General features: G+C 40.4%; 9 protein-coding genes and 1 pseudogene. 5 read left to right on the plus strand and 5 right to left on the minus strand.

Translation table 11 applies throughout. The annotated features are described in order from the left end of the window. The first annotated feature begins 317 nt into the window (after positions 1 to 317). The 4 genes from V7L29_RS11750 (at position 318) to V7L29_RS11765 (ending at position 4100) form a co-directional block, all read left to right on the plus strand. Entirely contained in the window at positions 318 to 497 is a 180-nt protein-coding gene (locus tag V7L29_RS11750; protein WP_334735570.1) for a helix-turn-helix domain-containing protein, read from the plus strand. A gap of 199 nt (positions 498 to 696) precedes the next feature. Continuing rightward, a complete protein-coding gene (locus V7L29_RS11755) occupies positions 697 to 1509 on the plus strand; it encodes a nucleotide exchange factor GrpE (protein WP_334735571.1) in 813 nt (270 codons plus the stop codon). 78 nt (positions 1510 to 1587) lie between these two features. Beyond that, a complete protein-coding gene (locus V7L29_RS11760; RefSeq protein WP_334735572.1) occupies positions 1588 to 2979 on the plus strand; it encodes an Hsp70 family protein in 1392 nt (463 codons plus the stop codon). Between the two features lie 17 nt (positions 2980 to 2996). Continuing rightward, positions 2997 to 4100 carry a CFI-box-CTERM domain-containing protein gene (locus V7L29_RS11765; protein ID WP_334735573.1) on the plus strand — a complete coding sequence of 368 codons (1104 nt, stop codon included), beginning with the start codon at positions 2997 to 2999 and terminating at the stop codon, positions 4098 to 4100. Positions 4101 to 4178: 78 nt separating this feature from the next. Here the strand turns inward: V7L29_RS11765 and V7L29_RS11770 are convergent, their stop codons facing one another. From V7L29_RS11770 to V7L29_RS11790, 5 genes are all read right to left on the minus strand, one after another. Further along, the gene (locus V7L29_RS11770) at positions 4179 to 4322 is read right to left on the minus strand and encodes a hypothetical protein (RefSeq protein ID WP_334735574.1); all 144 of its coding nucleotides are present in this window, start codon (positions 4320 to 4322) and stop codon (positions 4179 to 4181) included. Positions 4323 to 4433: 111 nt separating this feature from the next. Further along, positions 4434 to 5579 carry a beta-ketoacyl-ACP synthase gene (locus V7L29_RS11775; protein ID WP_334735575.1) on the minus strand — a complete coding sequence of 382 codons (1146 nt, stop codon included), beginning with the start codon at positions 5577 to 5579 and terminating at the stop codon, positions 4434 to 4436. A gap of 95 nt (positions 5580 to 5674) precedes the next feature. Beyond that, a complete protein-coding gene (locus V7L29_RS11780; RefSeq protein ID WP_334735576.1) occupies positions 5675 to 6463 on the minus strand; it encodes a peptidylprolyl isomerase in 789 nt (262 codons plus the stop codon). Positions 6464 to 6638: 175 nt separating this feature from the next. After that, complete coding sequence (locus V7L29_RS11785) at positions 6639 to 7208, minus strand: photosystem I assembly protein Ycf4 (protein WP_334691797.1); 570 nt, start codon at positions 7206 to 7208, stop codon at positions 6639 to 6641. A gap of 181 nt (positions 7209 to 7389) precedes the next feature. Continuing rightward, positions 7390 to 7593, minus strand: a complete 204-nt coding sequence (locus V7L29_RS11790; RefSeq protein WP_334735577.1) for a hypothetical protein — start codon at positions 7591 to 7593, stop codon at positions 7390 to 7392. 523 nt (positions 7594 to 8116) lie between these two features. On the opposite strand from V7L29_RS11790, the pseudogene V7L29_RS11795 reads away from it, so the two are divergent. Next, positions 8117 to 8346 (plus strand): annotated as a pseudogene (locus V7L29_RS11795) (photosystem II D2 protein (photosystem q(a) protein)); the annotation flags it as partial.

An 8346-nucleotide genomic window follows, 5' to 3' on the forward strand; every position in this document is an offset into this window, starting at 1 on the left:
GTTTCGACAGGCTTTCTTGCCTCAAACATAGACTAAACAAAGCTTTGCGTCACTTCATTCATTTATTCTCTCACGAGAGTGATGGAAGAGCGTTAGATAATTCCAAAAAATAAATTATCCAATCTTGTGGGAATTTCCTTTAAGAATTCAGGTTCAACATTACTTAACAAATCGCCTTTATTAAAGCAATAAATGATTTACGTGTATATACGGTTAATTAGTAGGCTTTTGCATGATTATTATATAACCAATAATACAGTATCAGCTACTTAAGCTAGTAAATCAAGTTTAGAAGTTAAATTACTATCACAAAACCTTTGGCTATCAACCAGCCAGAGGTAGAGCAGATCATTCATGATTTGCGGCTTTTGGCTGGGCTAACGCCAGAAAAATTTGCAGCCACTCTAGGCGTTACATATACCACGATTAATCGTTGGGAAAATAGACGCTCTAAACCGTCGCCGGAAGCGATGGAGAAGATGGGCGGTAAGGGTTAAGATTTGTTGTCGAAGTATTTGCCAAATTAGTTGTTTGCTCAGTTTTTGTGTGGGTGATTGGTTTTGCCCATCGCAGATTTAACCTAACAATTCAGGCTTAATTACGCTCAATAGACAGCAAGGGTTTGCAGCAATATTTCCTCTAAATAAAGCATTCTCAATATGTGCCTTCACAGAAATTTCAAAAGGAGTTCTATAAATGCGTAATGATAAAAGTGTAACACCAAGCCATTTAAAAAAACATTGGCTTCTTTATGGTATTACTGCAACTATTTTAATCATTTCTCTGGTAGGTCTTGCAGTTGCTGTTTCACCTAATGCCCAAGTTAAAATTCAGCGCGATACTCTGTTCGTTATTTCAGCAATTTACCTTTTGGCATCTTGTAGCTTTTTCTTATGGATCTACCTGCGAATTCAAGATCAAGAATTTGTGAGTGTCTTGCCGAAAGCAATTGATGAACTAAAAAGAGTTGGCAGAGCGTATTTAACAAATACTGCTGCTATTGAAGAAAATAGTGAGCAAGTAAAGAAATTGCATAACGATATTGCACAGGAAATTAAAGGACTTGTAGATAGTAACAACTCTATTGCAAAAGAATTGATGGAACTGCGTCAAGAAAAGGGCAATTTTAAGCGTGACTTAGAGAATTGGAATAAAAGTGCAATTGAATTTTTTGAAATATTAGAGCGAGGACTTGAAAATAAAGAAAATAATGAACGTCAGAATGTCATAGAGAAAAATCTTCAAGAATTTGAACGGATTGTCAAGAAACATGGTTTATCTCGAATCGCTCCATCTCCCCACGAAAAAAATGATGAGAGTGAACATGAGTTTAAGGATTACGAAGAATCATCAGATGTAGAACCTGGATCTATTTTAAGGTGCGATCGCTGGGGTTATAGATCAGGTACAACAGTCTTGAAACGAGCAGAAGTAATTCTGGCAAAGAAACCTGAAAATAGCACGGATTCAGAACAAGCAACACCTTTAGAAGCCTCTATAACTACTTAGATCCAATTCTAGAGGGCAATATTCAAGCTGTAACTTTAATTTCTTCACCACAAAAGCCATTGTCAGGGAATTTCAACAATGAAAACAAATTACGCAATTGGAATTGATTTAGGTACATCGACTTCAGAAATTTGTATTTACAAGAATAATGAATCTTTACCAATCCCCGATCCGATTACAAAAATTCCTATTATCCCTTCAATTGTGGCAATTAATGAGCGAAAAAAACTTTTGGTTGGTGAAGCAGCACGGGGAACAGTTGATCGTCCGGGTTATGGTGTTCGAGAAAGTAAGCGGTTAATGGGAACTGAGGAAGTTTTTCGCTTACAAGATCAAGATTATCGTCCAGAGGAAATTGCCGCTTTGATTCTTCGCAAGTTAAAGGAAAATGCTGAAGAAGCGTTAGGACATCCAATTCAAGATGTAGTAATTTCAGTACCTGCTAATTTCCCAGAGGCTGCTCGTAAAGCAACATTTAATGCTGGTGAGATAGCTGGTTTAAATGTACTTCGATTAATCAATGAACCAACCGCAGCAGCACTAGCATTTGGCATCAAAAATATTAATTCTGAAGAACAAATTGTTGTGTTTGACTTTGGCGGTGGAACTTTAGATGTTTCCGTTCTAGAAATGTTTGAAGGAGTATTAGATGTAAAGTGTAGTTTTGGCGATCCTCTTTTGGGTGGGAAGGATTTTGATGAAGCCATGATTTCTCTATTGCTCAAAAAGTTTGCAGCACAGCATCCAGGAATTTCAATTCACAACCGTGATACGGAATTAAAGGAACAAGCAGAAAAAGTAAAAAAAATACTTTCTGTAGAACAATCTTGTGATGCCCGCATTCCCTATTTTGCAACTAAAGACGGAAAAGGAATTGATTTAGATGTTGAAATTACTCGCACAGAATTTGAACAAGCAATCGCTCCACTTTTAGAACAAGCAAGAGCTTGTATCCGTCAAGCGTTAAATGCTAAAAAAATACGACCTAGTGCAATTGATCGAGTGCTGCTAGTTGGTGGCACAACCTATATTCCGGCAGTTCGGAATATGGTGGCGGAAATGTTCGGTAAAGAACCAAAATTAGATGTTAATCCAGATTTGGCAGTTGGTATTGGTGCTTGTATACAAGCTGCTCTAGCCAAAGGGTTAATTAATGAGGAAAGTGGCATTATTTTAACGGATGTAGCCCCATTTGGTTTAGGAATTGATGTAGTGAGCATGATCGGTGGACAAGTCATGTTGACTTATGAACCGTTGATTCAACCAAACACTACCATCCCTTATTCAGTCAAAAAAACATATACCTTACTTCATGCTGAACAACAGCAAGTTGAAGTTCGTCTCTATCAAGATCATACAGGTAAAGCTAAACTTCCTGTAGATGCTATTTATACGGAAATTGCTGGGCAGATTACTGTTATATTCATAATCAACAATGGAATGAAGCTATCAAAACATATCACAGTCTAACTCAATCAAATCCTGATGTGGCGTTATACTGGTCGAATTACGGTTATGCTTACAAAGAAACAGCGGAATCTCTTTCTGAAAGCGACAATAGGCGTTATGAACTCTACCAAAGAGCTAGAAGTTGCTTTCAAAAGTCGATTTTTTTAGAGTCTTTTAATTCACAACATTTCATAGCGATCGCCCAAACTTTTTTAGCTGAAGAAAATTACTCAGAAGCTTTGAATTGGGCTGAGAAGGCTGTAGGTGCAGATGGTAAGGTTGATTTCCAAGATTTTGATGCACTCTTCTTAATTTGTATTATTCATTTACGCAACAATCAAGTAGAACAAGTTACGTCCACAGCAGAACGAATTATTTTTTGTTTACCAGCAGATGAAGATGTACGCAATTATGTTGCAGCTAAATTTGCTATAATTGGCACTGATCTGGTTCAAGCTGGTGCAAAATACATAAACCCCAAGATATTAAAAGCTGCACTAATTTTTATGGAAGCAGCAAAACGGTTTAGTCCTGGTAATGTTGAAATTGCGAAAATACATCAGGATATTGCAGAAGTTGTTAGTGCTTTTGATCAATATGATGTTCTCAAAGATGATTATCAAATTATCCACGGATTCAAAAGATTAGCAGCATTTAGCATTATTAATGTACTGGGAGTACAAAATTATGACTATGAACGAGATATAAATTTCAAGAATATCATCGAAGAAATTAGCAACTCAAGAGACAGTGAAGTTCTTGCATCTGCACAGCGTATAAAATCCAAATATCCTGTTATATATCTGTTGAATAGTGAATTTTTTGCTCGGCTAGAAAAGGCAGCTATAGAGATTTCTAGGAAACAGCAGTATCAACCCCAGTATCAACCTATTAATAATTCTTCGGACAGTTGCTTTGTTGTCACAGCCACCTATGGTACACCCTATGCGCCAGAAGTAATTAAATATCGTTACTTCAGGGATGAATATTTGACCAAGAACATCTTAGGCAGGAAATTTATTAGTCATTATTATCGTTTTGCCCCCTTAGCTGCAAGCTATATTAAAAAGCACCCGAATGTTAAAAAACTGATGGCTTTTATACTCGGTAATCTAGCTAACTACTTACCCAATGAAAAGTAGTCATATCTAAATTTAAGATGGTCTGTGGTGACAAACTTAGTACTTCTAGACCTGATATTACTCAAGCTTTTCCTAATGCTAAAGCAGTGAATAAGGTATTGAAACTGTTAACCCTCTTTCATTGACAATTGGTAAATAACAGGCGATCACATCCAGTGTTGTGTTGCTACCCGCCCAGTCGAAGGTATCTAATAGCAAGCAAGCTGCTTTGCATATAGGCACTAATGCATCTTTTTTTTACATTAATAGCACCACTAACAGAGATATTCTCACAGTTAACTTAAGGGTATGGGGCATTGAGAACTAATCACAAATCACAACCCTCACAAGTTTTTACCTTGCTAAGGCGATCGCAGCATTCTGTCCACCAAAGCCAAAACTAAAACATAACACCTGCCTAATTTTACTTAGACGTGCTGCTGTAACGAGGTCTAAATCAAATTCTGGCTGCTGCAATCCTACACATGGTGGTAAAATTTGATGCTTTAATGTCATGAGAGAAAAAGCCATACCTAAGGCTCCAGATGCTCCTAGTGTATGACCTGTGCTTCCCTTGGTGGAACTAACTGCCACCCCTTGGGGAAACAAACGCTGGATTACCATGCTCTCCATCTGGTCATTTAGATGAGTAGCTGTGCCATGAGCATGAATATAATCAATATCGGCTGGTGACAGACAACTACGTTCTAGACATTGTTTGATGGCAGCGATCGCACTTTTGGCTTCAGGTTCTGGTGAATTGGTATGATATGCGTCGTTGGTTAAGCCAAAACCGAGAATTTCACCATACACTTTTGCTTGACGCTGTTTTGCCAACTCTGCTGATTCCAAGACAAACACAGCTGCGCCTTCACCCAACACTAAGCCTTCTCGGTGCAAATCAAAGGGATAAGCCCCAGTTTTTGCCAAAGCACCCATCTGCTGAAACCCAGCTAAAGTTAAGGGTGTAATTGGTGCTTCCACTGCGCCAGCTAGAGCCTGTTGACATTGCCCAGTTTGTATAAGCAAAGCTGCTTGGGCAATAGACCAAATTCCAGTTGCACAAGCTGCCATCGGTGCTAAAACCATTCCCGATGCACCGATTTGTCGCGCAGCTGTGATCGCATTCATGTGAGGTAATGTATCTAGCCAATTTTCAAAAGAGGACATGGGGAAATTCTTCGCGTTATTATACATTTGCCGCGCTAACATCTCCCAAGACGTTTGATAAGAGCGACTCGATCCAATGACTACAGCACAATCAGCTAAAGGTGGAACTAACCCAGAATCTTGCAAAGCAGAAGTAACAACCATCTGAGTTAACATTGTCAACTCCAATGGCTGTTGAGCAATTAAACCTAGAGGAAATGGTGTAAGTTCTGGAAATGGTTGATGTAATTGAATTCCAGATTTACCTGCGATTAAATTTCGCCAACTATCCTTTAAGCTTCCACCCAAGGCGGAAATTAAACCAATCCCAGTGATACAAACCTTAACCAATTTAGGAGTTAGGAGTTAAAAGTTAAGAGTTAGGAGTTGACAGTTCTTTGACTACCTCCCCTGCTCGCTCTACTCCTCTTCTCCCCCTGCTCCTCTTACTTTCCGGGTGTTTTCAGATTTTCAGCACCTTGGGTGACTTTAGCAGAGTCAATGCGATCGCCTTGCTGAATTTTGTTCACTACATCGAAGCCTTGAGTGACATTGCCAAATACGGCGTAGTTACCATCCAAGAAGGCTAAATCTGCTAAAGCAAAGTAAAACTGAGCAGAAGCGGAATCTGGTGGTTGCGATCGCGCCATTGCTACTGCACCCTGCTTATGGGGCAATACGACAGGTTGAGCAGTAGCATCAAATGGTTTATTGTAAATCGGAGTATCTGAACCTTTTGGTTTAACTTCTAAAGGTATATAGCGAGCATTTCCCGTTTTTGGGTCAATATAGCTACCTGTTCCCAGTCTATTTGCTGGAAATTTCGGGTCTTTACTTTGAGGATCGCCCCCTTGAACTACAAACGGTTGGGGTTCGCGCACAACTCGATGGAAAGCTAAACCATCGTACACACCCTTTTGCACTAAATCTACGAAATTGCCAGCTGTAATGGGGGCATCAGTGCCGTCTACTTCGATAGTAATCGGCGAGCCTTTAACCGTGAGAACCACAGTAGCCTTGCCTTCGAGCCGTGGTAGATCTGTTATTCCAGGAATACTCTCACTACTAGTTTGAGATACAGATGTTGCTTCAGTAGTTGTCTTGGTGCTTGCCTCGCTTGTGGTCGAGGTTGGAGAAGACGTATTAGAAGCGACTTGCTGTGTTGAACATCCTCCCAAGATCAAGGCACTGATCAGCACAAGAGAAAGCAAAAATTGTGAAATTTTTAACCGCATTGCTAGTTACTGATTCAATCAGAGTATCTTATCGTTTTAAGGAGCATTGGGTACTGGAGACTGGGGATTAGGGATTAGGCACTGGGGACTAAGAATTAGGAATTAACCAAATATCAAGCCAGTAAATTTTTCCCAATACCCAGTCTCCAGTCCCCAGTCTCTAATCCCCAATCCCTTAAAGTCCTTCTAATGACACACCCAAAAAGCGGGCTAACTTTGCGCCTTCTGTTTCCAACTCTGTTAAAGATAACGGTTGTCCAACCCGTGTTAAGGGTATATCTCGCCGGCCCTTAATGCGTAGATAGAGGGCGCGAAGGGGATTAAGACCTTCTTTGACGGCTATTCGCACAGATTGCACATCTTCTATGCGGCTTTCAATCTCAATTCGGCGGTTTTTGCCAGGAAATCCCTTACGGAATATTTTGATTGTGCCAGTTTCCTGATTAAATTCGTTGTAACCGCCTCCCACGTCCCATAAAATCACTAGCCAAAGGTATGTGGCTAATAGCAAGCCAGCAGTGCCATATAACCCCATCACCAATCCTTGGGGAACGAATACCAGTTGAGTTGGATTGGAAACTATGAGTAAATTAACTTTTAAATAACTGGATATTCCAGCTAATAAAAAGCCACTTGCTCCCAAGGTAACGATAGTTGCCCACCAGTAGTTACTGAACCGACGGGAACCGAGAACATTTTGATGTAGGAAGCGATCGCCTTTGTTAATCGTTGTTGATGCCGTCATTGAACTACCATTGCCCGTGAGATAATCGCTGTGACATACAAAGCACACTGAATGCTCTTGCATAGAGTGTAGGCATCTGTGCCAATCCGGCTATTGCTTAGGAGGCACTGAGAGCTAGGTTTGTAGTCCACGGGATACCCTGCCGCAGACTATGAATTTTTTACCCTGTACCCGACAAATTTTACTGTCCTGGATCATGCTGGCTTACTTGCACTAGCTTACTTGCACTATGGGACAAACCACTTAGGCTATTTCTATTAGTCAAGATGTGCCAACTTCCTTTCCCGTTGTCCAACGTTTCACATAGGTTTTCCAGAGGTGTATCAACGACGTGGCGGCGAAGTAACCATCGATATTTTACCAAACATTGTTGACAAAAACTCAACTTCGTTCCTCCCTGTTTCTGCTACCCATATAATTTGTTAGGGTACGTTATATAATTTCTTCACTCAATGGCTGATACAAATTCTTTCTCCCCTGCTCCCCTGTTCCCCTGCTTTTGACCTCTTGGGAATGAGTTACCTACCTACGTCCATCTAGAGTAAATTTTTTCAGATTTCTGAGAAAACTTGTGTCAAATTGTAAAATTTCTGATATTCATATTATTTATAAGGTTCGTGTTCCATGCCTGATTTGCTTCTATGTATCAGGCAAAAACCCGGACTAATGTGATAAGTTAAGAATCATTAAGTTACTACAAGCTAGATTGCTAGCTGATGGTACGTGTAATGGCATAAAGAAAGAGAAATGCTGATTTCACTAGTCGGCAAGCTCTCAGAATCTCAGTTGCTTTGAGGCTGTTGAGATTGTCAAAAAAAACGTTAATTCCTCACGGCAGTCGGTTCCACTGGCTCTCCGTAGTGCCTTAGAAACGTTGCAATTTTAGTAAAAAAGAGGATTTTAGTCCGATGACCATCGCAGTTGGACGCGCCCCCAGTAGAGGGTGGTTTGACGTTCTAGACGACTGGCTTAAGCGCGATCGCTTCGTATTCGTAGGTTGGTCAGGGATACTACTGTTCCCCTGCGCCTTCCTAGCACTAGGTGGTTGGCTGACCGGCACCACCTTCGTCACCTCTTGGTACACCCACGGGTTAGCCTCCTCCTATCTAGAAGGTGCTAACTTCCTAACAGTGGCAGT

The organism is Nostoc sp., assembly GCF_036916575.1.
GTDB lineage: Bacteria > Cyanobacteriota > Cyanobacteriia > Cyanobacteriales > Nostocaceae > Nostoc.

Excerpts from the sequence above, each read along its gene's own strand:
- V7L29_RS11755 (WP_334735571.1), top strand. The coding sequence starts at position 697 with ATGCGTAATGATAAAAGTGTAACACCAAGCCATTTAAAAAAACATTGG.
- V7L29_RS11780 (WP_334735576.1), bottom strand. The coding sequence starts at position 6,463 with ATGCGGTTAAAAATTTCACAATTTTTGCTTTCTCTTGTGCTGATCAGT.
- V7L29_RS11785 (WP_334691797.1), bottom strand. The coding sequence starts at position 7,208 with ATGACGGCATCAACAACGATTAACAAAGGCGATCGCTTCCTACATCAA.
- V7L29_RS11760 (WP_334735572.1), top strand. The coding sequence starts at position 1,588 with ATGAAAACAAATTACGCAATTGGAATTGATTTAGGTACATCGACTTCA.